This is a genomic window from Stenotrophomonas genospecies 3, assembly GCF_054473855.1.
This window is the reverse complement of the sequence record NZ_JBTMUR010000008.1, coordinates 47,494-72,228: the sequence shown is the minus strand read 5'-3', so window position 1 is coordinate 72,228 and position 24,735 is coordinate 47,494. Positions and strand designations below refer to the sequence as shown.

The window sequence follows — 24,735 nt, the reverse complement described above, 5'->3', positions numbered from 1 at the left end:
GCGCCCCAGCCAGCCGCCGCCGGACCCGATGGAACAGTTCCTGATCATCGCCACCGTTCATTTTCTCGCCCTGCTATCACCCGGCCCCGACTTCTTCCTCGTTGCACGCACCGCGATCATCTCTGGCTGGCGCACCGCCAGTGGCGCCTGCGCAGGCATCGCCGTTGGCAACGGCGTCTTCATCGTGGCGGCTTTCACTGGAATGGCCATGCTGCGCGCGGGCAGCGCAGGGTTCATTGCGGTGCAGTTGGCGGGCTGCGGGTTCCTGCTGTACCTCGGCACGCTGTTCCTGCGCCATGCGGGTTCGACGACGCTGCAGGCACCTGACGCTGCCGCCGGATCGCGAGCGGACGGTGCCCACGGATGGTGGAAGGCGGCAGGGCTGGGCGCCCTGTCTGCGCTGCTGAACCCGAAGAATGCGCTGTTCTACGCAACGTTGGCGGCAATGCTCAATGGCCCGCAGGCCAACGCCGCAACGAAATTCTTCTATGGCGCGTGGATGTTCGGCATCGTCCTGCTTTGGGATCTGCTGGTCGCCGCGCTGGTCGGCCACCCGTGGGTGCTGGGCCGATTCGCACGCGCCCTGCCCTGGCTGGAGCGCGCCGCAGGGCTCCTGATGATTGCGCTGGCGCTATGGATCGTCGTGTCGCTGTGGGTGGGCTGATGCCGGCGATTCGCGCCTGTCGCAATGGCGTTCAATACCGCGCGTTCACACCCGCCCACACTCTGCACTTTCTATAGGTCAGTGGCAGGTTTACGTGCAGCAGTTCTTCATCGTCGCGGTGCTGTACGGATTCGCCATGCTCCTGCCTGCTTCGCATCACGCGAAGATCCTGCGCACCGCGATGGGCGCGGGCGGGCACGCCGCCATGGCCGCGTCGTTCGGTATCGCCATCGGTACGGGCGTCATCTGTGCGACGGCTTTCGTTGCAGCGGGCATGCTGGGAAACCGCGGCCTGTGGACGCTGGCGATGCAGTGCGCGGGCTGCCTCCTGCTGCTGCGCCTGGCGGGCATGTGCCTGCGCGACGCCGGCTTGACCCCGTTCTCTCCGCTTTCCCTGCAGATGCCCTTGGGCCTGCGCGCCCGCTCCCGTTGGCCGCACGCCGAAGCAGGATGCCTGCTGGCGCTCGCCAGCAGCAGCAACTGGATGCTGCAGTTCGCGATTGCAGCCCTCGTTACCGGCCTCGTAGCCGACACTGGCACCCAGGCCGCTTACGTGGCCTGCCTGAGTGGCGTCGCGCTGTCGCTCGGCCTGCTGATGGCGTGGCTCGGCAGCCATCCGCGCAGGGCACAGGGGTGTTGCCGATTGCTTCCATGGCTGGAGCATGCCGCGGGCCTGCTGATCGGGGCGGTGTCGGTGGCGTACCTGGCAGGTGCACTGGGTACGACCCTGGTCTGGGCAAGCATCTCGGGGCAGGTGCAGCTGCCGGAATCGATCCCCGCCACAAGCCAGGTGCAACCGGCTTCAACATCGCGGCGCGGCCGAGGCATGCCATGCGCGTTGCCGCATTGCCGCGCACGTCGCAGCAGTCCGCTCTGATCGAGATCTGTAGAGACACGGTAGTGCCGGCCGCTGGCCGGCAACCTCGTGAACACGCCAGGCATCATCGGGTTGCCGGCCAGCGGCCGGCACTACCACAAACAAGAAAGGCGGCCCTGCGGCCGCCTTTCTCTGCATCACTTGCCCTTGACGTGCTTCATCAAGCGCCGCTTGGCCTTGACCTGCCGCTCGGTGAGGACGTTCTTCTTGCCCTCGTACGGGTTGGTACCCTCGCGGAAGATGAAGCTCACCGGCGTGCCGATCAGCTTGAAGCGCTTACGGAAGAAGTTCTCCAGGTAGCGCTTGTACGATTCCTGCAGCTCCTTCAGGCGCGTGCCGTGCACGATGAAGGTTGGCGGGTTTGCCCCGGCCGGGTGTACGTAACGCAGCTTGGAGACATGGCCGCGGATGGTCGGCGGCGGGTTGGTCTCGTACGCCACTTCCAGCGCCTTGTTCACTTCGCTGGTGGTGAAGGTCTTGTTCGCCGATTCGTGCGCGCGGTGCACCGCGCGGAACAGCTCACGCAGGCCCGAGCCATGCTTGGCCGAGATGCGCACCGACTCGGCCCACGGCACGAAGCCCAGCTTCAGCGACAGCATGGTTTCCGCCTGCTCGCGCTGGTACTCGGTCAGGCCATCCCACTTGTTGATGGCGATCACCAGCGCGCGGCCGGCGTCGAGCACGGCACCGAGCACGGTGGCGTCCTGGTCGGTCACGCCTTCGGTGGCGTCGAGCATCAGCACGGCCACCTGGCACTGCTCGATCGACTGCATGGTCTTGACCACCGAGAACTTCTCGACGACCTCGTCCACGCGCGAACGACGGCGCAGGCCGGCAGTGTCGATCAGGCGGTACTCGCGGCCATCACGCTCCAGGTCCACTGCGATCGAGTCGCGGGTGGTGCCCGGCACGTCGGAGGCGATCATGCGCTCCTCGCCGAGGATGCGGTTGACCAGGGTGGACTTGCCCACGTTCGGGCGGCCGACGAAGGCGATGCGGATGCGGTTCGGATCGTTGTCCAGCTCTTCGCCGCTGCCTTCTTCCGGCAGGCGCTGGACCACTTCGTCCAGCAGGTCGTCCAGACCCTGGCGGTGCGCGGCCGACACGGTCAGCATCTCGCCGAAGCCGTAACGGGCGAACTCCGAACGCACGGTGTCCTCGTCGGTGCCGTCGATCTTGTTGATCAGCAGCAGCGTCGGGCGCGACAGCTTGCGCAGCCAGGCCAGGATCTCGTCGTCCATCGCCGAGGTACCCTCACGGGCATCGACCACGAACAGGATCAGGTCGGCTTCCGCCGCAGCGGCACGGGCCTGGCGGGTGGTAGCCCCTGCCAGACCCTCTTCCTCTTCCGCGATACCGCCGGTGTCGACGACGAGGAAATGATTGTCCTCGTCCAGACGGCAGACACCGTAGTTGCGGTCGCGGGTGACGCCGGGCTGGTCATGGACCAGCGCGTCACGGGTGCGCGTAAGCGCATTGAAAATAGTCGACTTGCCGACATTCGGCCGTCCAACCAGGGCGACCAAAGGCAGCATCGCGATTACTCCAATTTTTAATTTGCCAACCGGAAGGCGGTCAGCTTGCCATCAACGTTCTGCACCAGCAGCACCCCGTCTACGACGATTGGCTGGGCCAGCAGGGCGTCACCGCCGCTCTTTGCCCGTGCCGCCATCGCACCATCGGAGGTCTGCAGCCAGTGCACGTATCCCTTGTAGTCGCCGACCACGACGTAGTCGCCGTGCAGTGCCGGGCCGGTCAGCGAGCGACGGGCCAGTGCGGTCTGCGACCACATCGCCGCGCCGCTGGCCTTGTCCAGGCCGAACACGCCGCCCTTGTTGTCGGTGACGAACACATTGCCAGACGAGACCGCCACGCCACCGGCACCGCCATGGTCGCGCGCCCACAGCGGGCGACCGGTCGGGCCTTCGATGGCCATCGTCTGGTTCTTGAAGCTGCTCACGAACAGGGTATTGCCATCCAGCACCGGCGCACCGTCGACATCGGCCATGCGCTCCAGCTCGGTACGGCCTTCACCGTTGCCCACATTCTGTTCCCACAGGGTGCGGCCATCCTGCTGGGCCAGGGCGGCAACCGCGCCCTCGTCCTTGCCGATGAACAGCACGCCCGGGCCGGTCACCACCGGCGCGTTGCCACGCACGGTCAGCGCCGGCAGCTCGCTCGGGTTGAACCACTTCTGGGTGCCGTTGCCGGCATCGAACGCGGTGATGCGGCCGTCATTGCTGCGCACGTAGACCGCGCCCTGGGCGATGGCCGGCGCGGCGATGACTTCACCCGGAACACGGGCGCGCCACTTCTCGCTGCCATCGTTGATGTCCAGGGCGATGACCTGGCCATCGAGCGTGCCGATCACGACCAGGTTCTCACCGACCCCCGGGCCGCCGGACAGGCGCAGCTTGGCCTTCTTCTTTTCCTTCTTCGGCTCCCAGGTCCAGACCTTCTTGCCGGTCTGCAGGTCGATGGCGTGCACGCCACCGGTGAGTGCCGCAGCGAACACGTGGCCGTTGGCCACGGCCGGGCCCTGGCGCACGCCGATGCGGCGCTCGCCCTTGCCGAGGTTGACCGACCAGGCCTTGTTGACCTTCACGGTCGGCTCGAACTTGACCAGCTCAGCCGGTTCCTGTGCCTTCTTCGCGGCCGCGTCCTTGCCGGCGAACCAGCCCTTCACGGTGCTGCAGCCGGTCAGGGCCATGCCCATCAGGAGCACGGTGGCGACGCGGGTGATCATGACCTTCTGACTCATCAAACCGACTCCGCAGGGGCGGCAACGGTGCCGCCGGCGTCCATAACCTTGGTTTCCAGCAGGCGCCGCTGCGGCGCTGCCACGTCCAGCGACTTCAGCGCTTTCTCGTACTGTGCACGGGCGTCGTCACGCTTGCCCTGCGCCATCAGCGCGTCGCCATGGATTTCCAGGCTGCTGCTGTCGGTGGCGCTGCCCAGCAGCTTGATCGCCTCGTCACTCTTGCCGGTGGCCACCAGCAGGCGGGCCACACGCTGGTCGACCACGCGCTGCAGGTCACCTTCGACCTTCACGCCGCGCAGGGTGGCCAGGGCTTCTTCGTTCTTGCCGGCGTCGACCTGGGCCTTGGCCAGCTGCAGCGCCGCGAGGTCGCCGTAGATGCTGGACGGGCCGGCTTCGAGCGCCTTGACCGCCTTGGAGGCGTCGTCGAGCTTGTTCTGCTGCAGGCCAACGAGCGCCTTCTGGTACTCGACATTGGCCGAGGCCAGCTTGCCGCCCTGATCCTTCTGGTACCACTGCCAGCCGGCAATGGCACCGATGGCGATGACTACGCCACCGAGGATGCTGGCGCCATTCTTCCGCAGCCAGCTGCGGACGCGTTCACTTTGTTCGTGCTCGTCGAGCAGATCGTCGATCGCCATGCGTACTCTCGCCCCGCCCATCGGGAGGGACCATTGGGATTAATCGAAGGTGGTGAAACCGCGCCTCAGTGCGAAACCGGGACTACGGAGCCTTCAGAGGATACCTGAAAGCGTGCCACGTTGGCTCGCTGGTAGGGGGTCAGATCGACGATAGCGCCGTTCTGCTGAACCTGGACCGCCGAGGCGTTGCCCAGGGTCACCCGGGTCACCTGGCCCGGCGTGAAGCTGCGGCTCTCGCCGGATTTGATCAGCGCCTTCTCGACGGTAGCGCCGTCCGGGCCGCCGATATCGACCCAGCTGTCGCCGCTGAACTGCATGTCCAGCGTGTTGGCGGCAGCCGCTGGTGCCGGGGCTGAACGCGGCACCGGGGCCAGCGAGGCTACGTACGGGGTGGCGGCCGGCTTGCTGGCCGGGGCGCTCGCCACGTCAGCCACGGCGGCCGGCTCGACGCCGGCGGCAGACGGGGTCACCGGCACAGCGGCCGGGATCGCGTCCAGCGAAGCGGTGTTCGGCGACGGCGTCGCACTGCCATCAAAATGACCACGGGTGGCGAACCACACCGGCACCGCCAGCACCGCGGTGATACCGACATACAGGACGCGACGGCCGAGATTCTCGGCAATGCGGCGCGCACGCGGGGTATGGGTATGGCTGACCAGGGTGGGCGGAACCACCGGGCCGACCTGGGCCTGCTCCAGCAGCTGGCTCACATCCACGTCCAGCAGGCGCGCGTAGCTGCGCAGCTGGCCGCGCACGAACACCGGCGCCCCCAGCTTCTGCCATTGTTCCTCTTCCAGCGACTTGACCACCTGGACCGGCATGCGCAGGCGCGAGCCGACATCTTCGAGGGTCAGTCCGGCCGCCTCGCGGGCCTGGCGCAGGCGGCTGCCGCAGCCGGCCGCAGTCTCGAGAGCGCTCACAGTCTGGTCATCAATCACAATGCATCAACCCTGGAGTTAGGAGCCCGCTTCCTGCGGAAATTCCTGTCGAATGCGCTGAAGATAGCGGTCAGATGCCGCCCGATCTCCCAGCCGCGCTTCGATTTGAGACGCAAGTTGTAACACGGAACGCGTTGCGGGTGCAGCCGCAATCCTACGTTCGGCGAAGGCCCGGGCCTCCATGAAGCGGCCCTGGCGGAAGCTGAGCTGGGCCATCGCCTCCAGCGCGACCGGGTTTCCCGGCAGCGTTGCCAGCGCCGCACGCAGGTCGCGCTCGGCACGTTCGAACTGGCCGGCGTCCAGCGCACAGCCCCCGGCATTGGCCTGGGACTCGGCCGGCGTGGCGTAGCCCGGCGCCTGCAGCGCACGATCGAACCAGGCCAGCGACTCGGCCGGCCGGCCCTGCTGGCACAGCCACGCGCCGTAATTGTTGAGAATGTCCCCGCGCTGCGGTGCCTGCTCGGCAGCCCTGCGGAAGCTCTCGCCAGCCTGCTGGGTCCGGCCACGGCGCTCGTCGATGCCGGCCAGCAGCACCAGCGCATCGGGCGACTCGGGGGCCAGCTTCAGCGCCTCGCGCGCCTTGCGTTCGGCCGCATCGAGGTTGCCCACCTGCATGTCGCGGGCGGCCAGGGCCAGCAGGTCCTGCAGGCGCACCTGGCGCCGCACGCTGTCCGGATCACGGACCGAGTAGACCGGCGCCTCGCTGGGGCCCAGCTTGGCCTTGGGATGGGATTTGCAGCCGCCGACCGCAACGGCCAGCACGCCTGCGAACAGAACCAGCCAGAGGCGGTCAGGCCGCGGCATCGCTCCCCTTCCCCGCCTGCAGCGTCTTGTTGAACTCCGCCTGGCGGCGGGTGCGGTCCATCACCTGGCCCTTGAGCTGGCCACAGGCGGCGTCGATGTCGTCGCCACGGGTGCGGCGAACCATGGTCAGCACGTTGCTGTCGAGCAGAATCTTCTGGAAGGCACGGATGTGCGCTTCTTCCGAACGCTCGTAGCGGGTGCCCGGGAACGGGTTGAACGGAATCAGGTTGACCTTGCCCGAATCCTTGGCCTGCACCGCGTTGTCGAACTGGCGCATCAGGCGGGCCAGCTCGCGGGCATGCTCGGGCTTGTCGTTGATGCCCTTCATCAGGGTGTATTCGAAGGTGACCGATTCGCGGCGCTTGTTGGCGCGCAGGTAACGTGCGCACGAGGCCATCAGCTCGGCGATCGGGTACTTCTTGTTGAGCGGCACCAGGGTCTCGCGCAGCGCATCGTTCGGCGCATGCAGCGACACCGCCAGCGACACGTCGCTTTCGGCAGACAGGCGGTCGATCTGCGGCACCAGGCCGGAGGTCGACAGGGTCACGCGCTTGTTGGCCAGGCCGTAGCCCAGGTCGTCGCGCATCACGCTCATGGCGCGCACGACGTTGTCGAAATTCATCAGCGGCTCGCCCATGCCCATCATCACCACGTTGGTGAGGCGGCGCATCTGGTGCGGCACGTTGCCCAGGTGGCGTGCGGCAACCCACACCTGGCCGATGATCTCGGCGGTGGTCAGGTTGCGGTTGAAGCCCTGGGTGGCGGTGGAGCAGAACGTGCAGTTCAGGCCGCAACCGACCTGCGAGGACACGCACAGCGTGCCGCGGGTCTTGTCCGGGATGTACACGGTCTCGATGGCGTTCTTGCCATCCACGCCCATCGCCAGCAGCCACTTGTGGGTGCCGTCGGCAGAGGGCTTGTCGAACACGATGTTGGGAACCAGCACCTCGGCATGGGCCTGCAGCTTGGCGCGCAGGACCTTGCCGAGGTCGGTCATTTCATCGAAGTCGGTGACGTAGCGATGGTGGATCCACTTCATCACCTGATGGGCACGGAACTTCTTCTCGCCGAGAACCTCGACGAAAAACTTCTCCAGGCCCGCGCGATCGAGGTCGAGCAGGTTCTGCTTGCCAGCCGTGGGTGCCGACTTCGGCAGCGGCTGGATGGCGGGGGACTGTACGACCTCGTTCACGGCATTACTCTCAGCGCGAAACGACTTCGGTGGCGGCGAAGAAGTAGGCGATTTCAATCGCGGCATTCTCGACCGAGTCCGAGCCGTGCGCGGCGTTGGCATCGATGGATTCGGCGAAGTCGGCGCGGATGGTGCCCGCAGCGGCTTCCTTCGGGTTGGTGGCGCCCAGCAGGTCGCGGTGGGCCAGGACGGCGTTCTCGCCTTCCAGGGCCTGGATCATCACCGGGCCGGAGATCATGAACTCGACCAGCGCGTTGAAGAACGGACGCTCGCGGTGCACGGCGTAGAAGCCTTCGGCTTCACGGCGCGACAGCTGCTTGTACTTGGCGGCCACGACCTTCAGGCCGGCCTTCTCGAAGCGGGCGTAGATTTCGCCGATGACGTTCTTGGCAACGGCGTCCGGCTTGATGATCGAAAGGGTGCGCTCCAGCGCCATGGGATGTCTCCAATGGAATCGGGCCGCTGATGGCCCGAAGGGTAACATGAAAAAAACCCGCGTCGGGACGCGGGCTTAGCCTGATAAACGTAGGCGAATTGTAAAAGATAAAGCGGCAGCGTGGTAGTGCCGGCCGCTGGCCGGCAGGCTGGCGCCCCACGGGCTGCCTGCGGTTGCCGGCCAGCGGCCGGCACTACCCCTTGCGCCTATTCACCCACCTGAGTGAAATCTGACCGGTCCGGGCATTTTTGCTGCACTGCAAAATGCCATACGCTACCGTCTGGTCCTAGTATCAAACAATCGTTTGATTGAGGTCCGCCCGCCGATGGCCAAACCCGCCCACTTCTCGACCAAGGACCGCATCCTCGGCGCGGCCGAGGAGCTGTTCGCACAGCACGGCTTCGCCGGCACGTCGCTGCGCCAGGTGACCAGCCAGGCCGACGTCAACATCGCCGCGGTCAACTACCACTTCGGCTCCAAGGAAAACCTGGTCAACGAGGTGTTCCGCCGCCGCATGGACGAGATGACCGGCGCGCGCCTGGCGCAGCTCGAGCGCGCCCGCAGCGAACACCCCGGGCAGCTGCGCCCGGTGCTGGCCGCCTTCGTCGAGCCGGCACTGGCGCTGGCCCAGGACCGCCAGAACGGCGGCGCCTTCGTGCGCGTGATCGCCCGCGCCTACGCCGAGAAGAACGACAACCTGCGCAAGTTCCTGTCCGACCACTACGGTCACGTGCTGCGTGCGTTCGGCAAGGCGATTGCCGAATGCGCACCCGACCTGAGCAAGGAAGAGCTGTACTGGCGCCTGGATTTCCTGGCCGGCTCGCTCACCTATGCCATGGCCGACTTCGGGCTGATCAAGCGTCCCGCCGGTGTCACCGAAGCGGCGCATCGTGCCCATGCCGCCCACGAACTGATCCATTTCGCCGAAGCCGGGTTCCGCGCCGCCGCACGCGCCAGCGCCCTGCCCGCTTCCCTTGATTCCACCCAGTAACTGCTGACCAACAAAGGCCCTACACCATGTCCAATTCCCTGCTAGTCCGCCGCGCCGCCGTGCTGGGTGCCGGCGTCATGGGTGCCCAGATCGCCGCCCACCTCACCAACGCTGGCGTCGACACCGTGTTGTTCGACCTGCCCGCCAAGGAAGGTCCGGCTGACGGCATCGTGCTGAAGGCGATCGCCAACCTGGGCAAGCTGAGCCCGGCGCCGCTGGCCAGCAAGTCGCTGGCCGAAGCCATCACCCCGGCCAACTACGAGTCCGGCCTGGAGCAGCTGAAGGACTGCGACCTGATCATCGAGGCCATCGCCGAGCGCATGGACTGGAAGCAGGACCTGTACAAGAAGATCGCGCCGTTCGTGGCCGACCACGCGGTGCTGGCCTCCAACACCTCGGGCCTGGGCATCAACAAGCTGGCCGACGTGCTGCCCGAGCAGCTGCGCCACCGCTTCTGCGGCGTGCACTTCTTCAACCCGCCGCGCTACATGCACCTGGCCGAGCTGATCCCGGCCACCACCACCGACGCCGCCGTGCTGGAAGGCCTGGAAGAATTCCTGGTCACCACCCTGGGCAAGGGCGTGGTGTACGCCAAGGACACCCCGAACTTCATCGGCAACCGCATCGGCGTGTTCTCGATCCTGTCCACCATCCACCACACCCAGCAGTTCGGCCTGGGCTTCGATGAAGTGGACGGCCTGACCGGCCCGCTGGTCGGCCGTCCGAAGTCGGCCACCTACCGCACCTCCGACGTGGTCGGCCTGGACACCATGGCGCACGTCATCAAGACCATGGGCGACACCCTGCCCAACGACCCGTGGCATGAATTCTTCAAGTCGCCGAAGTGGCTGGACGCGCTGATCTCCAAGGGCGCGCTGGGCCAGAAGACCGGCGCCGGCATCTTCCGCAAGGTCGGCAAGGACATTGTGGTGCTGGACCTGGAGAAGCAGGACTACCGTCCGGCCGACCGCGCCGCCGCACCGGAAGTGGTCGAGATCCTGAAGATCAGGAACCCGGCCGAGAAATTCGCCAAGCTGCGCGAAAGCCAGCACCCGCAGGCGCAGTTCCTGTGGGCGACCTTCCGCGACCTGTTCCACTACAGCGCCTACCATCTGGCCGACATCGCCGAAACCGCGCGCGACGTCGACCTGGCCATCCGCTGGGGCTACGGCTGGTCGCTGGGCCCGTTCGAAACCTGGCAGGCCGCCGGCTGGAAGCAGGTGGCGCAGTGGATTGCCGATGACATCGTCGCCGGCAAGAGCATGAGCAACGCCCCGCTGCCGGATTGGGTCTTCGATGGCCGCGACGGCGTGCACGCCGCCGAGGGCAGCTACAGCCCGTCGCGCAACGCCAAGCTGCCGCGCTCGTCGCTGCCGGTGTATCAGCGCCAGCGCTTCCCCGATCCGCTGCTGGGCGAGAAGTTCGCGCCGGGCGAGACCGTGTTCGAGAACGACGGCCTGCGCATGTGGCACGACGGTGATGGCATCGCCGTGGTCAGCTTCAAGACCAAGATGAACACCGTGTCCGACCAGGTGCTCGACGGCCTGCAGGAATGCGTGTCACTTGCCGAAAAGAGCTTCCAGGGCCTGGTGATCTGGCAGCAGAAGGAACCCTTCTCCGCCGGCGCGGACCTGGCCGGTGCGCTCGGCCTGCTGCAGGCCGGCAAGGTCGACCAGTTCGAAGAGATGGTCGCCAACTTCCAGCGCACCAGCCAGCGCATCAAGTACTCGCTGGTGCCGGTGGTGGCTGCCGTGCGTGGCCTGGCGCTGGGTGGTGGTTGCGAATTCCAGATGCACAGCGCCAAGACCGTGGCCTTCCTGGAAAGCTACATCGGCCTGGTCGAGGCCGGCGTCGGCCTGCTGCCGGCCGGTGGTGGCCTGAAGGAACTGGCCGTGCGCGCCTCGCAGGCCGCGGGCCCGGGCGGTGACGTGTTCGCCGAACTGAAGAAGACCTTCGAAACCGTGGCGATGGCCAAGGTGTCCAACTCGGCGGTCAACGCCAAGGAACTGGGCCTGCTGCGCAGCACCGACAAGGTGGTGTTCAACAGCTACGAGGCCCTGCACATCGCCAAGGCCGAAGCGCGCGCCCTGGCAGAAGCGGGCTACCGTCCGCCGCTGCCGGCACGCCGCATCCAGGTGGCCGGCGACGTGGGTATCGCCACCTTCAAGATGATGCTGGTCAACATGCTGGAAGGCCGTTTCATCAGCCCGTACGACTACGAGATCGCCGAGCGCATCGCCACCGTGCTGTGCGGTGGCAAGGTCGACCGCGGCACCCTGGTGGACGAAGAGTGGCTGCTGACCCTGGAGCGCAAGCACTTCGTCGAACTGGCCCAGCAGGAAAAGACCCAGGCCCGCATCGCGCACATGCTCAAGACCGGCAAGCCGCTGCGTAATTGATCGCCCCTCCCTGCTTTCGGTGGGTGCCGACCGTTGGTCGGCACTCCCTGATGTGGCAGTCGAGCATGGCTCGACTCTACAAAACCTATTCGAGAGATCACTGCAATGACCAAGCAAATCCAGGACGCCTACATCGTCGCCGCCACCCGTACCCCGGTTGGCAAGGCGCCCAAGGGCATGTTCCGCAACACCCGCCCCGACGACATGCTTGCGCACGTGCTGCGCAGCGTCGTCGCCCAGGCCCCGGGCGTGGACGTCAACCGCATCGATGACGCGATCATCGGCTGCGCCATGCCGGAAGCCGAGCAGGGCATGAACGTGGCGCGCATCGGCGTGCTGCTGGCCGGCCTGCCGAACACCATCGCCGCACAGACCGTGAACCGCTTCTGCTCCTCCGGCCTGCAGGCCGTGGCGCAGGCCGCCGACGCGATCCGCCTGGGCAATGCCGACCTGATGCTGGCCGGCGGCACCGAATCGATGTCGATGGTGCCGATGATGGGCAACAAGATCGCCATGGCGCCGAGCGTGTTCGACAACGACCACGTGGCCATCGCCTACGGCATGGGCATCACCGCCGAGAAGGTCGCCGAAGAGTGGAAGGTCTCGCGCGAAGACCAGGACGCCTTCGCCCTGGCCTCGCACCAGAAGGCCATGGCCGCGATCCAGAACGGCGAGTTCAAGGACGAGATCAGCCCGTACGAGATCGTCTCGCACCTGCCGGACCTGGCCGATGGCCAGCGCATCATCACCCGCAACAAGATCGCCGACACCGACGAAGGCCCGCGCCCGGATTCCTCGGCTGAAGGCCTGGCCAAGCTGCGCCCGGTGTTCCGCAACGGCCAGTTCGGCGGCACCGTCACTGCTGGCAACTCGTCGCAGATGAGCGACGGCGCCGGTGCCGTGCTGCTGGCCTCGGAACAGGCGATCAAGGACTACGGCCTGACCCCGCTGGCTCGTTTCGTCAGCTTCTCGGTCGCCGGCGTGCGTCCGGAAGTGATGGGCATCGGCCCGATCGCCGCGATCCCGAAGGCACTGAAGCAGGCCGGCCTGACCCAGGACCAGCTGGACTGGATTGAACTGAACGAAGCCTTCGCCGCGCAGTCGCTGGCGGTGATCCGCGATTGCGGCCTGGACCCGAGCAAGGTCAACCCGCTGGGTGGCGCGATTGCCCTGGGCCACCCGCTGGGTGCGACCGGCGCGATCCGTACCGCGACCCTGCTGCACGGCCTGCGTCGTCGCCAGCAGAAGTACGGCATGGTGACGATGTGCATCGGCACCGGCATGGGCGCAGCGGGTATTTTCGAGGCGCTGTAAGGTTCAAAGCGTTGCCGGCGGGATGTCCGTCTGCTGCGGGGCCCGGGTGGGTGAGACTACCCGGGACACGCCGTGAACCCGTCCTTGGGGGCTTGGCAGCGGCATCCATGCCGCTGACAGTCCCGGCCAGCCTCACCCACCCACGCCATCCATCATTCCGCGCGGCGGAGGGGTGAGCAAAGGCAGGGGCAAAGGCAGGGGGCAGAGCCCTTTGCAGCGCAAAGGGATCTGACACCGACTCGACGCTCGCGGAAACAGAAAAGGCAGCCATCGGCTGCCTTTCTGCTTTTGCTCTTGCCTTTGATTCCGCCCTTCCCGTCCGCGCCCGCAGGAGACCTGACAGGTGGGATGGGTGGGCCTTTGCGGGACCGTTGGCGCCATGGATGGCGCCATCGAGCCCCCAAGGATGGGTTTACGGCGTGTCCTGCAAAGGCCCACCCGTCCCGCCCATCACGTATCAATCAAGGCGCAGCACGGAGCGCTTGATAGAACCCTTACTCCGCCAACATCGCCGTCAGTTTCTCCCGCGCCGGCCCTGCCAGCTTCGGGTTGTCCAGCGCGAAGCGGATCGTCGCCTCCACCAGCCCCAGATGCGTACCGCAGTCGAAGCGGGTGCCCTCGAAGCGGTAGGCATCGACCTCTTCGGTCTTCAGCAGCTGCGCGATCGCATCGGTCAGCTGGATCTCGCCACCGGCACCACTGCCGGTCTGCTCCAGCAGCTCGAAAATCTTCGGGCTCAGCACATAACGGCCAACCACCGCCAGATCGCTCGGCGCGTCCTCCGGCTTGGGCTTCTCCACGATCTGCGAAATGCGGCCCTTGCGGCCGTCGAACGCATCAGTGGCAACGATGCCGTAGCTGGCAGTCTTGTCGTGCGGCACGTCTTCAACGGCGATAACGCTGGCACCACTGGCCTCGTTGAGGTCGGCCATCTGCTTCAGTGCGCCGTCGCCGCGGTTCCAGATGAGGTCGTCCGGCAGCAGCACCGCGAACGGCTCGTCACCGATCACGGCCTTGGCGCACAGCACCGCATGGCCCAGGCCCAGTGCTTCGGCCTGGGTCACGAAGATCGCGCGCACGCCATTGGGCAGCACATGGCGGATCATCTCCAGCTGCTCCTGCTTGCCGGCTCGCTCGAGCTTCTGCTCCAGTTCGTAGGCCTTGTCGAAGTAGTCGGCCACGGCATGCTTGTAGCGGTTGGTGATGAACACCAGCGTGTCGCAACCGGCTTCAATCGCTTCATCGACCGCGTACTGGATCAGCGGACGATCAATGATCGGCAACATTTCCTTCGGAACCGTCTTGGTTGCCGGCAAAAAGCGCGTCCCGAGCCCTGCCACTGGAAAAACTGCCTTGCGAATTCGCTTGCTCATTGGTGCCTGTTGGCCTCACGTGCTGGAAAGGGCACGACTTTAGCGGATGAAATGTAAGCATCCTGTTCGATGGGAGAGAACTCCGGCATCGTCGCGAACAGGATCTCCTGGATGCTGGTCGTGTCATAACCAGCCACGGCATCGCGCAGGCGCGGGACATTGCCCAGCACCAGGTCACGCGAGAACGTACGTACACCGGCCTCGAGAATCTTCGGGTGCGCGGTGGAACGGTAGTCCTCGTCCGAATAGAACAGCGTCTCGTGCAGCTTCTCGCCCGGACGCAGCCCGGTGTAGATGATCGGAATGTCCTTGTACGGCTGCTTGCCGGCCAGGCGGATCATCTGCTCGGCCAGCACGCGGATCGGCACCGGCTCGCCCATGTCGAGCGTATAGATCGCACCATGCGATGCCGAAGCGGCCGCCTGCAGGATCAGCTGGCAGGCCTCCGGGATGGTCATGAAGTAGCGACTGACTTCCGGGTCGGTGACGGTCACCGGACCGCCACGCAGGATCTGTTCGCGGAACAGCGGCACGACGCTGCCGGCCGAGGCCAGCACGTTACCGAAGCGCACCGTAACGAAACGGGTATGCGTGGACTTCTGGTCCAGGCTCTGGCAGATCATCTCCGCATAGCGCTTGCTGGCGCCCAGTGCATTGACCGGGTCGACCGCCTTGTCGGTGGAGATGAACACGAAATGCTCAACGCGCGCTTCCAGACAGGCGCGGGCCACGTTCTCGGTGGCCAGGATGTTGTTGCGCACCGCTTCGCGCAGCTGCCGCTCCAGCACCGGCACGTGCTTGTAGGCAGCCGCATGGAAGGCGGTGTCGACCGGATGCAGCGACAGGGCGTGGCGGATCACCGCCGGGTCACCGCAGTCGCCCAGCACCGCTTCGATCTCGACATCGGGGAAGCTTCGCCGCAGCTCGCCTTCGATGGTCAGCAGCAGCAGTTCGCTGATCTCAAGCAGGATGATGCGGCCGGCACCATGCCGTGCGCACTGGCGGCAGAGCTCGGAGCCGATCGAGCCACCGGCGCCGGTGACCATCACCGTACGCCCGCCCAGCCAGCCACGGATCAGGTTCCAGTCCGGCATGATCGGCTTGCGGCCCAGCAGATCCTCGATCGCCACTTCCTTCAGCTGCCCCGGCAACGACTGGCCCTGCAGGATGTCGCTGAGCTTGGGCACGGTGCGGAACGGCACGCCGGTGCTTTCGCAGATGGCGACGATCCGCTGCATGCCCGCCGCGTCCAGCGACGGAATGGCGATCACCAGCAGCTTCGCCGCCGTCTCCCGGACCACCGTCGGCGCATCGTCCAGGGTGCCGAGGATCGGCAGGCCCTGCAGCTTGGCGCCGCGCAGGTGTGGCGCATCGTCCAGCAGGCCGACCGGCTCGAAATTACCGGAACGGCGCAGGTCACGGACCAGAGTCTCGGCGGCCTGGCCGGCCCCCAGGATCAGCACGCGGCGCGCGGACGAGTCCGACTGCAGTGCCTGATAGTCCTTCCAGGCCCGGTACAGCAGGCGCGGCGCGCCCAGCAGCGCCGACAGCGCGAACGGATAGATCACCAGCACCGACATCGGCACGCCGTCGAAGCGCTTCCACATCAGCACCAGCACGATGGCGACCATGCCGATGAAACTGGCCTTGAAGATGTTCAGCAGGTCGCTGACGCTGGCGAACCGCCACAGGCCCCGATAGAGGCCCACGCGCCAGAACACCATGCCCTGCAGCAGCAGCACAAGCGTGGTGTCAACGTTCCAGAGAGGGAGCTCGGGGGCGTTGGCCAGGATCGAATACCGCCCCGCGTGGAGCAGCTGCCAGCATGCCCAGACCATGAACAGGTCGTGGCAGACGATGGCCGAACGCGGCATCAGGCCGAGGATTCTGTCCCGCCAGGGTGAAGCCATAAGTCAGGTATTTCCTTTTGGGTGGCGCAATCCATTGCGCAGGAGGAGCCAGAGGACGCTCAGCGCAATGAACCACGCGAACGCCACGGCAGCCTCCCACCTCGGCTGCAAATTGGAGCAGACATTAAGCACTGTAATACTGAACAGGCCCAAAGCAAAGTACATCCCTGTTACCTGGGCGTGACTGGCTCCTGCCTGCACCGCGCGCTGGTAGACATGCTGGGTATGGGGTTCCATCCAGCGTTGTCCCGAAATGATGCGCGCCAGCAGTGTGAAGCCCGCGTCCACAAGGAACGGCGATGCCGACACCAGCAGCAGGATCCAGTGGATGTCGGTCTTGACGCTGGCCAGTGCCAGCACTGCCGCCACCGCATAGCCCAGCGCGCCACTTCCGACATCGCCCATGAAGATCCGGGCCCGCGGGAAGTTGAACGGCAGGAAGCCCAGGCAGGCCAGGCCCAACGCGACCGCCGCCAGCGAGTACGGCCAGGGCAGCAGCGGCGCCAGCCCCAGCGCGACCACGATGCCCTGGCTGGCCGCGATGCCGTTGATCCCATCCATGAAATTCCAGATGTTGATCAGCGAGGCGGTGAACAGCAGGACCAGCACGGCCAGCAGCCAGCTGCCACCGTGGACCTTGACCAGCGCGGCCAGCAGCGCGGCGGCGATGAAGTGCACCATCAGGCGGCGCATGGCCGGCAGCGGCCGGTGGTCGTCCCACCAGCCGATACCCGCCACCAGCGCCAGGCCAAGGCTGGCGACCAGCAGGCTCGGACGCGCTTCGGGCCAGGCCCACATGGCAACACCGGCGGTCACCAGCAGGCTGATGACAATGGCGATGCCGCCGCCGCGGGGGGTCGCCACGCTATGGCTGCGCCGCTCGCCCGGCTGGTCAAACAGTTGTCGGCGCAGCGCATAGCCCCGCGCCGCCCAGGTCAGTGCCGCACTCAGCAGGGCCAGGCCCAGCAGCGCGCCCATCACGAGCCACGGCATGGATCAGAGCACCGCGTAGTTCAGCAGCGGCTTGACCGTACCCCACTCCTTGCAGCTCGGGCACTGCCAGTGGTGGGTGCGCGCACCGAAACCACAACGGGTGCAGCGATAGGCCGGATTGCGCACCAGCAACTGGTCGGTGATGTGCTTGAGGTCGTGCAGGGTCGCCGTGGAATCGGCGCCTTCAGCCAGGGTCAGGTCGATCAGCGCGGACTCGCCACGCACCGACGGGCGATCCTTGAGCTGGCGGCCCAGGTAGGCACGGGCTGGCGCCACGCCCTCCTGCTCTTCCATCAGGCGGGTCAGCGCCAGCACCGGGGCGATGCCGCGGTAGTGCTCGGTCATCTCCGACAGGAACGCGCGTGCGCCTGCCAGATCGCCGACCTTGCGGTAGTTCTGCATCAACGCCGGCAACAGCTCCGGCAGGTACTCCGGATCATTGCGCGCAGCGCGCTCGAAGGCGCGTACGGCCGCTTCCGGATTGCCGGCATCGGTTTCCAGGCGTCCTTCAATGATGCCGGCACGTACCGACATCGCATCGGCCTGGTAGGCCCGGGCAATCGCTGCCCTCGCCTCTTCCAGCTTGCCAGCACCGCGGAAGCGTTCGGCCAGTTCGCACTCGAACTGCCCGATCAGCTTGCCCATCGGCTCGCCGGTGACGTCCTCGAAACGGGTCGCGTTGTCGATCGCCTTTTCCCAGTCGCGCTCGGCCTGGTAGATACCGATCAGGTGCTTGAGTGCCTGCGGCGCACGCTGGTCCAGCTGGGCCAGTTCGGTGAACACGGTCTCGGCGCGGTCCAGCAGGCCGGACTTCATGTAGTCCTCGCCCAGCGCCAGCAGCGCCTGCACGCGTTGCGCATCGCTGAGGTCGTGGCGGTTGACCAGGCCTTGGTGCAGGCGGATGGCGCGGTCGACTTCGCCGCGGCGGCGGAACAGGTGGCCCAGCGCGACCTGGGTCTCGAAGGTTTCCTTGTCCAGCTCGGCGATGTGCAGGAACAGCTCGATGGCCTTGTCCGGCTGCTCGTTGAGCAGGTAATTCAGGCCGCGGAAGTAGGTGCTGGACAGGCGGCTGACCTGGCTGTCACCGTGGCGTTGACCACCACGCCGTCCGATCACCCACCCGGCCAGTGCGGCCAGCGGAACGAACAGGAAGAACCAGAACCACTCGGTGACGAAATCCATCTTCGATCAGCGTCCATCAAAAGATTGGGGGGAAGCAACCGGTGCCGGCGTGGCGACAGCGGACTTGTTGGCGCGGCGCAACTGGCTGTAGAGCGGAATGACCACGCTCACCAGCACCAGGCCGGCACCGACGATGACACCCACCAGCAGCGCGGCGATCAGGGCCACGCCCACCGAGGTATGCAGTTGGGTAAACAGCAGGTTGATCGACATCGCGGTCATGTTGACCGCACCGATGATCAATCCAAGGATCAGAACCGCCAGCAGGACCAGCAGACGAAAAACCTTCATGCGACAGCTCCAGTGGCAGGAGTCCGTAGCTTATCCGACTCGCGGCTGGATTCGCACGCGGTGGCGCGACGGGAGGCTCAGGCCGGATCGGCGTCCAGCGGCAGCACACTGCTGACCCGCTCACGCAGTTCCTTGCCCGGCTTGAAATGAGGGACGTGCTTGCCCGGCAGGGCAACCGATTCGCCGGTCTTCGGGTTGCGACCCAGGCGCGGCGGACGATAGTGCAGCGAGAAGCTGCCAAAACCACGGATTTCGATGCGATCCCCGGCGGACAGCGATCCGCCCATCATTTCCAGCAACGACTTCACCGCCAGATCGACATCATCGGCCTTCAGGTGCGCCTGGCGGCGCGCAAGGATTTCGATCAGTTCGGATTTGGTCATTACCGGCTCACATCAGGGGTATCTCAGCCTGAAACGGCCCGGGCAATGCCCGGGCCGTCCAGGAAACAACGAACAGCGTAAGGCCGATTACTCGGACTTGTTGCCGTTCAGCTGTGCACGCAGCAGCGCGCCCAGCTGGGTGGTGCCGCTGGAAGCCGAAGAGGACTGGTATTCCTCCAGCACTTCGCGCATTTCAGCGTCGTCCTTGGCCTTGATCGACAGCTGCAGGGTACGGCCCTTGCGGTCCATGCCCACGAACTTGGCTTCGACCTTGTCGCCGACCTTCAGGTGCTGGGTGGCGTCGTCAACGCGCTCGTTGGCGATGTCGCGCGCCGAGACGTAACCTTCGATGCCGTCAGCCAGCTCGATGATCGCGCCCTTGGCGTCGACTTCCTTCACCACGCCTTCGACCTTGGAGCCCTTCGGATTGGCAGCCATGTACTGGCCGAACGGATCCTGCTCCAGCTGCTTCACGCCCAGGGAGATGCGCTCGCGCTCCGGATCGACAGCCAGGACGACGGCGTCCAGGGTATCGCCCTTCTTGAAGTTGCGAACGACGTCTTCGCCGGTGGTGTTCCAGCTGATGTCGGACAGGTGGACCAAGCCGTCGATGCCGCCGTCCAGGCCGATGAAGATGCCGAAGTCGGTGATCGACTTGATCTGGCCCGACACCTTGTCACCCTTCTTGTGGGTGGCAGCGAAGGTTTCCCACGGATTGGCGGCAACCTGCTTCATGCCCAGCGAGATACGGCGACGCTCTTCATCGACGTCCAGCACCATCACTTCGACTTCATCACCAACCTGGACAACCTTGGACGGGTTGACGTTCTTGTTGGTCCAATCCATCTCGGAGACGTGCACCAGGCCTTCGACGCCCGGCTCGATCTCAACGAACGCACCGTAATCGGTGACGTTGGAGACCTTGCCGAAGACGCGGCTGTTGGCCGGGTAACGACGGCCGATGTTGTCCCACGGATCCTCGCCCAGCTGCTTCAGGCCCAGCGAAACGCGGTTGCGCTCGCGGTCGAACTTCAGCACGCGGACGTCCAGCTCGTCGCCGACGTTCACGACTTCCGACGGGTGACGCACGCGCTTCCACGCCATGTCGGTGATGTGCAGCAGGCCGTCGATGCCGCCCAGGTCCACGAACGCGCCGTAATCGGTCAGGTTCTTGACGACACCCTTCAGGATCGCGCCTTCCTGCAGCTTGTCCATCAGCTGCTCGCGCTCTTCCGAGTGCTCGCTTTCGACGACAGCGCGGCGCGAGACCACGACGTTGTTACGCTTGCGGTCCAGCTTGATGAGCTTGAACTCGAGTTCCTTGCCTTCCAGGTAGGCCGGATCGCGCACCGGGCGCACATCGACCAGGGAACCCGGCAGGAAGGCGCGGACATCCTTGATGTCCACGGTGAAACCACCCTTGACCTTGCCGCTGATGCGGCCGGTGATGGTTTCGTTCTTTTCCAACGCTTCTTCCAGCTCGTCCCACACCATCGCGCGCTTGGCTTTCTCGCGCGACAGGACGGTTTCGCCGAAGCCGTTCTCGATCGAGTCGAGGGCGACCTTGACGATGTCGCCTTCGGCGACGTCGATTTCGCCAGCGTCGTTACGGAACTGTTCGATCGGCACGATGCCTTCGGACTTCAGGCCAGCGTTGATCACCACGACGTCGCCGCGGACTTCAACAACGGTACCGCTGACGATGGCGCCCGGCTTCAGCTTGGCCAGATTGGCCTGGCTGGCTTCAAACAGTTCGGCAAATGATTCGGTCATTAGATTTACTCTGTTGGACACATGGGTCGGTGGCGTCCCCTTCAGGGGAATGGCGACCGCCCGCCTGTTGGTCGACCCCGGAAACGCAGGTCGTGTGTAGTAGGAAAACCGCCACGCATCATTGCGCGACGGAGCTGGTACAGCACTGCTATGCGCGACCACCACCGATGCTGCTGGCAGCGCTCCCGCGCGAACGGATCAGGCAGCCGGAACCGGAAGCAGATCCATCACTCTGGCAACGACATCTGCGATGCCGATGCCTGTGGTGTCGATGAGGACAGCATCGTCTGCCGGCTTCAGGGGCGCCACGGTACGCTGAGCATCACGGGCGTCGCGGGCCATGATCTCGCGCAGGAGGTCATCAAAGTTAACAGAAACCCCCTTGTCTTTCAACTGCTTATGCCGGCGCTCGGCGCGCTCCTCGGCACTGGCGGTCAGGAAGACCTTGTAGGAGGCGTCCGGGAAGATCACCGTGCCCATGTCGCGGCCATCGGCGACCAGGCCGGGCAGCTCCCTGAATGCGCGCTGGCGCTCCTTCAGGGCGGCGCGGACCTCGGGAATGGCGGCAATGGCCGAGGCCAGCGCACCGGTGGTCTCCAGGCGCAGTTCGTCGGTGGCATCGGTGCCATTGACCATGACCCGCATCGACTCGCCCTGTTCAACAAACTGAACATGGGTGTCGAAGGTGCAGCGCACCAGCGCCGAGGCGTCAGAGGTGTCGATGTCTGCCCAGCTCGCGGCCACGCCCACTGCCCGGTACAGCGCGCCCGAATCCAGGTAATGCCAGCCCATCCGGCGCGCGATGATGCGGCTGATGGTACCCTTGCCAGCCCCTGAAGGGCCGTCGATGGTCAGGACGGGAGCGAGTGGATTCATGGGGTTCCCAGAGCGTGTGAAGGGGTCATTCTAGCCCCTGTCAGACGCCCCCAATGGGATCTTTTGTGCAACCACTTGAAACCACGAGGAAAAGCCCGGTAGAATGGCGGGCTTGAACGAGCGTCAACTGCCGATTGTCTTTCGCATATCGCGGCCACGCTCCACCCGAACAACTACTGTTTACGCCGAGGTATGCCATGAAAGTCCTGTCCTCCCTGAAGTCGGCGAAGGCCCGTCACCGTGACTGCAAGGTCGTGCGTCGTCGTGGCAAGATCTTCGTCATCTGCAAGTCGAACCCGCGTTTCAAGGCGCGTCAGCGCTAAGCCCAACAGCCTTCGCGGCTGCGGCTGGCCCTACGCGGGGCCGACCCGATGCAAAAAGCCGCCTTCGGGCGGTTTTTTGTTTATGCGGCTTTTTCCTGCCGTTTTTGCTGTAATCGCCTTTCTTGACCACTGGGGAGTAGATCGAGATGAAGCGTTACCTGTCCGCCTTGGCCGTGATGGCCGCGCTGGCCGCCACCACGCCGGCGCTGGCCGATACCCTGCTTGTCGACCGTGCCCGCGAGAAGCCGGCCGGTGCCCTGCCCGTGCGCGGCCAGAGCATGCAGCAGGTACAAGCGCAGTTCGGCGCGCCAAGCGAGCAACTGCAGCCGCGTGGCGGGCAGAAGCGGCAATGGCCGACCATCAACCGCTGGGTGTACCCGCAGTTCACCGTCTACTTCGAGAAGCAGAAGGTGATCGACGTGGTGGCCAACCAGGCGGACCCGAACGAAATCGGCCCGAAACCGCCTATCCGTTGATCCCTTTACCCGCCCTGGGCGGGCCTGTGTAGCGAGACCATGAACCAGACCCTTCGTTTTCCTGCCGAGTGGGAAGCCCAGAGCGGCGTCCTGATTGCCTGGCCCACCGCCGACACCGACTGGGCCGACCGCCTGGGCCAGGTGGAAGAGACCTACATCGCGCTGGTCGCGGCCATCACCCGCTTCCAGCCGGTGCTGATCTGCGTGGCCGACGACGATGTGGAGACCTATGCCGAGATGCGGCTGCGCTCCAACCGCATCGACATGGACAAGGTCCACTTCACCACGGCGGCCTACGACGATACCTGGTTGCGCGACTCCGGCCCGATCACCCTGCGCCGCGCCGACGGCGGCTTCCAGCTGCTGGATTTCCGCTTCACCGGCTGGGGCGGCAAGTTCGACGCCACCCTGGATGACCAGCTGGTGGGCGTGCTCGACCAGGCCGGCGTGTTCAACGACGCACCGGTGCGCAGCATTCCGTTCGCGCTGGAAGGCGGCGGCATCGAAACCGATGGTGAAGGCACCCTGCTGACCACTTGGAAGTGCCTGCACGAGCGCCACCCGGACCGCGACCGCGCCAGCCTGAGCGCCGACCTGGCCAACTGGCTGCAGCAGGACCGCGTGCTGTGGCTGGACCACGGCTACCTGGAAGGCGACGACACCGACGCCCACATCGACACCCTCGCCCGCTTCGCCTCGGCTGACAGCATTGTCTACCAGGCCTGTGACGACGAGAGCGACTCGCACTACGCCGAACTGCAGGCGATGGGCAATGAGCTGGCCGCGCTGCGTACCAAGGATGGCCAGCCATACCGCCTGTTCCCGCTGCCGTGGGCACAGCCGGTGATCGACGAAGGCCGCCGCCTGGCGGCGTCGTACGCCAACTACCTGATCGTCAATGGCGCGGTGCTGATGCCGGCCTACGGCGACCCGGCCGACGACCTGGCCCGCGATGTGCTGGCGCAGGCGCACCCGGGCCGCGAGATCGTGCAGGTGCCCTGCCGCTCGCTGATCTGGCAGAACGGCAGCCTGCACTGCATCACCATGCAGCTGCCGGCCGGGTTGTTGAAGGCCTGAGGATGGGTAGTGCCGGCCACTGGCCGGCAACCATGCAATACCTGATGGATTGACGGGGTTGCCGGCCAGCGGCCGGCACTACCAGCACCCATTCAGCGCGCGACACGCCGTCGCCGCCCATCCGCGCTAACATGCAGGTTTTCCCCCGCAGGAACGCCCCGCATGAACTCGCGCAGCCCCCTTACCGTCGCCCTGATCCAGGAGCGCAACCACGGTGATGCCGCCGCCAACCTGGCGGTGATCGAAGCACGCGTGGCCGAGGCGGCTGCGCAGGGTGCCAAGCTGGTGCTGCTGCAGGAACTGCATAACGGCCCGTACTTCTGCCAGCACGAATCGGTGGACGAGTTCGACCTGGCCGAGCCGATCCCGGGCCCGAGCACCGAGCGCCTGGGCGCGCTGGCGAAGAAGCATGGCGTGGTGCTGGTCGGCTCGCTGTTCGAGCGCCGTGCTGCCGGCCTGTACCACAACACCGCGGTGGTGTTCGAGAAGGACGGTACGCTGCTCGGCAAGTACCGCAAGATGCATATCCCGGACGATCCGGGCTTCTACGAGAAGTTCTACTTCACCCCGGGCGACATCGGTTTCAAGCCGATCGATACCTCGGTGGGTCGCCTCGGCGTGCTGGTGTGCTGGGACCAGTGGTACCCGGAAGCGGCACGCCTGATGGCGCTGGCCGGCGCCGAGCTGCTGCTGTACCCGACCGCGATCGGCTGGGACCCGGACGACGTGCAGGACGAGAAGACCCGCCAGCGCGACGCCTGGGTGCTGAGTCACCGCGGCCACGCCGTGGCCAACGGCCTGCCGGTGCTGAGCTGCAACCGCGTCGGCCACGAGGCATCGCCACTGGGCGCGTCGGGCATCCAGTTCTGGGGCAACAGCCACGTGCTCGGCCCGCAGGGCGAATTCCTGGCCGAAGCCGGCACTGACGCCACCGTGCTGCTGTGCGATGTCGACCTGCAGCGCAGCGAGCATGTGCGCCGCATCTGGCCGTTCCTGCGCGATCGCCGCATCGATGCCTACGGTGACCTGCTCAAGCGCTACATTGACTGAGCCGGAGCCCGCGC

The 24,735-nt window shown here is 65.8% G+C and carries 24 protein-coding genes; 9 read left to right on the top strand and 15 right to left on the bottom strand.

The window, feature by feature from the left end; all coding sequences use genetic code 11:
• Positions 1 to 28: 28 nt before the first annotated feature.
• Positions 29 to 664, top strand: a complete 636-nt coding sequence (locus tag ACX9OT_RS12140; RefSeq protein WP_459002262.1) for a LysE family translocator — start codon at positions 29 to 31, stop codon at positions 662 to 664.
• 94 nt (positions 665 to 758) lie between these two features.
• A complete protein-coding gene (locus ACX9OT_RS12135) occupies positions 759 to 1,541 on the top strand; it encodes a lysine transporter LysE (protein ID WP_459002260.1) in 783 nt (260 codons plus the stop codon).
• Between the two features lie 137 nt (positions 1,542 to 1,678).
• Here ACX9OT_RS12135 and der read toward each other — a convergent pair whose 3' ends face one another.
• The 7 genes from der to ndk all read right to left on the bottom strand — a co-directional run bounded on the left by der (position 1,679) and on the right by ndk (position 8,310).
• A complete protein-coding gene (gene der, locus ACX9OT_RS12130) occupies positions 1,679 to 3,076 on the bottom strand; it encodes a ribosome biogenesis GTPase Der (protein ID WP_049453247.1) in 1,398 nt (465 codons plus the stop codon).
• A gap of 17 nt (positions 3,077 to 3,093) precedes the next feature.
• Positions 3,094 to 4,302: an outer membrane protein assembly factor BamB gene (bamB, locus tag ACX9OT_RS12125; protein ID WP_032130494.1), complete on the bottom strand. Its 1,209-nt coding sequence runs from the start codon at positions 4,300 to 4,302 to the stop codon at positions 3,094 to 3,096.
• On the bottom strand, positions 4,302 to 4,940 hold the full coding sequence (locus tag ACX9OT_RS12120; protein WP_049399466.1) for a YfgM family protein: 639 nt from the start codon (positions 4,938 to 4,940) through the stop codon (positions 4,302 to 4,304). Before ACX9OT_RS12120 ends, bamB begins: the two co-directional genes overlap by 1 nt.
• 65 nt (positions 4,941 to 5,005) lie before the next feature.
• The gene (locus tag ACX9OT_RS12115) at positions 5,006 to 5,878 is read right to left on the bottom strand and encodes a RodZ domain-containing protein (RefSeq protein ID WP_032130492.1); all 873 of its coding nucleotides are present in this window, start codon (positions 5,876 to 5,878) and stop codon (positions 5,006 to 5,008) included.
• A gap of 18 nt (positions 5,879 to 5,896) precedes the next feature.
• Entirely contained in the window at positions 5,897 to 6,682 is a 786-nt protein-coding gene (pilW, locus tag ACX9OT_RS12110; RefSeq protein ID WP_458074200.1) for a type IV pilus biogenesis/stability protein PilW, read from the bottom strand.
• The gene (gene rlmN / locus ACX9OT_RS12105; protein WP_005409296.1) at positions 6,669 to 7,874 is read right to left on the bottom strand and encodes a dual-specificity RNA methyltransferase RlmN; all 1,206 of its coding nucleotides are present in this window, start codon (positions 7,872 to 7,874) and stop codon (positions 6,669 to 6,671) included. Before rlmN ends, pilW begins: the two co-directional genes overlap by 14 nt.
• Before the next feature lie 10 nt (positions 7,875 to 7,884).
• Complete coding sequence (gene ndk, locus ACX9OT_RS12100) at positions 7,885 to 8,310, bottom strand: nucleoside-diphosphate kinase (RefSeq protein ID WP_008265389.1); 426 nt, start codon at positions 8,308 to 8,310, stop codon at positions 7,885 to 7,887.
• Positions 8,311 to 8,635: 325 nt separating this feature from the next.
• Here ndk and ACX9OT_RS12095 point away from each other — a divergent pair, with 325 nt between their 5' ends.
• From ACX9OT_RS12095 to ACX9OT_RS12085, 3 genes are all read left to right on the top strand, one after another.
• Positions 8,636 to 9,301 carry a TetR/AcrR family transcriptional regulator gene (locus ACX9OT_RS12095; RefSeq protein WP_241882127.1) on the top strand — a complete coding sequence of 222 codons (666 nt, stop codon included), beginning with the start codon at positions 8,636 to 8,638 and terminating at the stop codon, positions 9,299 to 9,301.
• Between the two features lie 26 nt (positions 9,302 to 9,327).
• On the top strand, positions 9,328 to 11,700 hold the full coding sequence (locus ACX9OT_RS12090) for a 3-hydroxyacyl-CoA dehydrogenase/enoyl-CoA hydratase family protein (RefSeq protein WP_329914417.1): 2,373 nt from the start codon (positions 9,328 to 9,330) through the stop codon (positions 11,698 to 11,700).
• Between the two features lie 105 nt (positions 11,701 to 11,805).
• A complete protein-coding gene (locus ACX9OT_RS12085) occupies positions 11,806 to 13,014 on the top strand; it encodes an acetyl-CoA C-acyltransferase (protein WP_005409292.1) in 1,209 nt (402 codons plus the stop codon).
• Between the two features lie 494 nt (positions 13,015 to 13,508).
• Here the strand turns inward: ACX9OT_RS12085 and galU are convergent, their stop codons facing one another.
• The 8 genes from galU to cmk form a co-directional block, all read right to left on the bottom strand.
• The gene (galU, locus tag ACX9OT_RS12080) at positions 13,509 to 14,387 is read right to left on the bottom strand and encodes a UTP--glucose-1-phosphate uridylyltransferase GalU (RefSeq protein WP_019336276.1); all 879 of its coding nucleotides are present in this window, start codon (positions 14,385 to 14,387) and stop codon (positions 13,509 to 13,511) included.
• Positions 14,384 to 16,297, bottom strand: a complete 1,914-nt coding sequence (locus tag ACX9OT_RS12075) for a polysaccharide biosynthesis protein (protein WP_032130079.1) — start codon at positions 16,295 to 16,297, stop codon at positions 14,384 to 14,386. The genes galU and ACX9OT_RS12075 overlap by 4 nt, the downstream gene beginning before the upstream one ends.
• Before the next feature lie 3 nt (positions 16,298 to 16,300).
• A complete protein-coding gene (locus ACX9OT_RS12070; RefSeq protein ID WP_107432019.1) occupies positions 16,301 to 17,290 on the bottom strand; it encodes an MraY family glycosyltransferase in 990 nt (329 codons plus the stop codon).
• A gap of 3 nt (positions 17,291 to 17,293) precedes the next feature.
• Positions 17,294 to 18,472, bottom strand: coding sequence for a lipopolysaccharide assembly protein LapB (lapB, locus tag ACX9OT_RS12065; RefSeq protein WP_005416232.1), 1,179 nt, complete (start codon positions 18,470 to 18,472; stop codon positions 17,294 to 17,296).
• 6 nt (positions 18,473 to 18,478) lie between these two features.
• A complete protein-coding gene (locus tag ACX9OT_RS12060; RefSeq protein WP_010484569.1) occupies positions 18,479 to 18,763 on the bottom strand; it encodes a LapA family protein in 285 nt (94 codons plus the stop codon).
• Positions 18,764 to 18,840: 77 nt separating this feature from the next.
• A complete protein-coding gene (locus ACX9OT_RS12055; RefSeq protein ID WP_005409286.1) occupies positions 18,841 to 19,146 on the bottom strand; it encodes an integration host factor subunit beta in 306 nt (101 codons plus the stop codon).
• 87 nt (positions 19,147 to 19,233) lie between these two features.
• A complete protein-coding gene (gene rpsA, locus ACX9OT_RS12050) occupies positions 19,234 to 20,919 on the bottom strand; it encodes a 30S ribosomal protein S1 (RefSeq protein WP_005416230.1) in 1,686 nt (561 codons plus the stop codon).
• 198 nt (positions 20,920 to 21,117) lie between these two features.
• Positions 21,118 to 21,795, bottom strand: a complete 678-nt coding sequence (gene cmk, locus ACX9OT_RS12045; protein WP_008265652.1) for a (d)CMP kinase — start codon at positions 21,793 to 21,795, stop codon at positions 21,118 to 21,120.
• Positions 21,796 to 21,992: 197 nt separating this feature from the next.
• On the opposite strand from cmk, the gene ykgO reads away from it, so the two are divergent.
• The 4 genes from ykgO to ACX9OT_RS12025 all read left to right on the top strand — a co-directional run bounded on the left by ykgO (position 21,993) and on the right by ACX9OT_RS12025 (position 24,721).
• On the top strand, positions 21,993 to 22,118 hold the full coding sequence (gene ykgO, locus ACX9OT_RS12040; protein ID WP_005409283.1) for a type B 50S ribosomal protein L36: 126 nt from the start codon (positions 21,993 to 21,995) through the stop codon (positions 22,116 to 22,118).
• Positions 22,119 to 22,264: 146 nt separating this feature from the next.
• The gene (locus ACX9OT_RS12035; RefSeq protein ID WP_459002251.1) at positions 22,265 to 22,594 is read left to right on the top strand and encodes a hypothetical protein; all 330 of its coding nucleotides are present in this window, start codon (positions 22,265 to 22,267) and stop codon (positions 22,592 to 22,594) included.
• A gap of 39 nt (positions 22,595 to 22,633) precedes the next feature.
• Entirely contained in the window at positions 22,634 to 23,671 is a 1,038-nt protein-coding gene (locus tag ACX9OT_RS12030; RefSeq protein WP_132809936.1) for an agmatine deiminase family protein, read from the top strand.
• A 162-nt stretch (positions 23,672 to 23,833) separates the two neighbouring features.
• On the top strand, positions 23,834 to 24,721 hold the full coding sequence (locus ACX9OT_RS12025; RefSeq protein WP_005409280.1) for a carbon-nitrogen hydrolase: 888 nt from the start codon (positions 23,834 to 23,836) through the stop codon (positions 24,719 to 24,721).
• Positions 24,722 to 24,735: the final 14 nt, after the last annotated feature.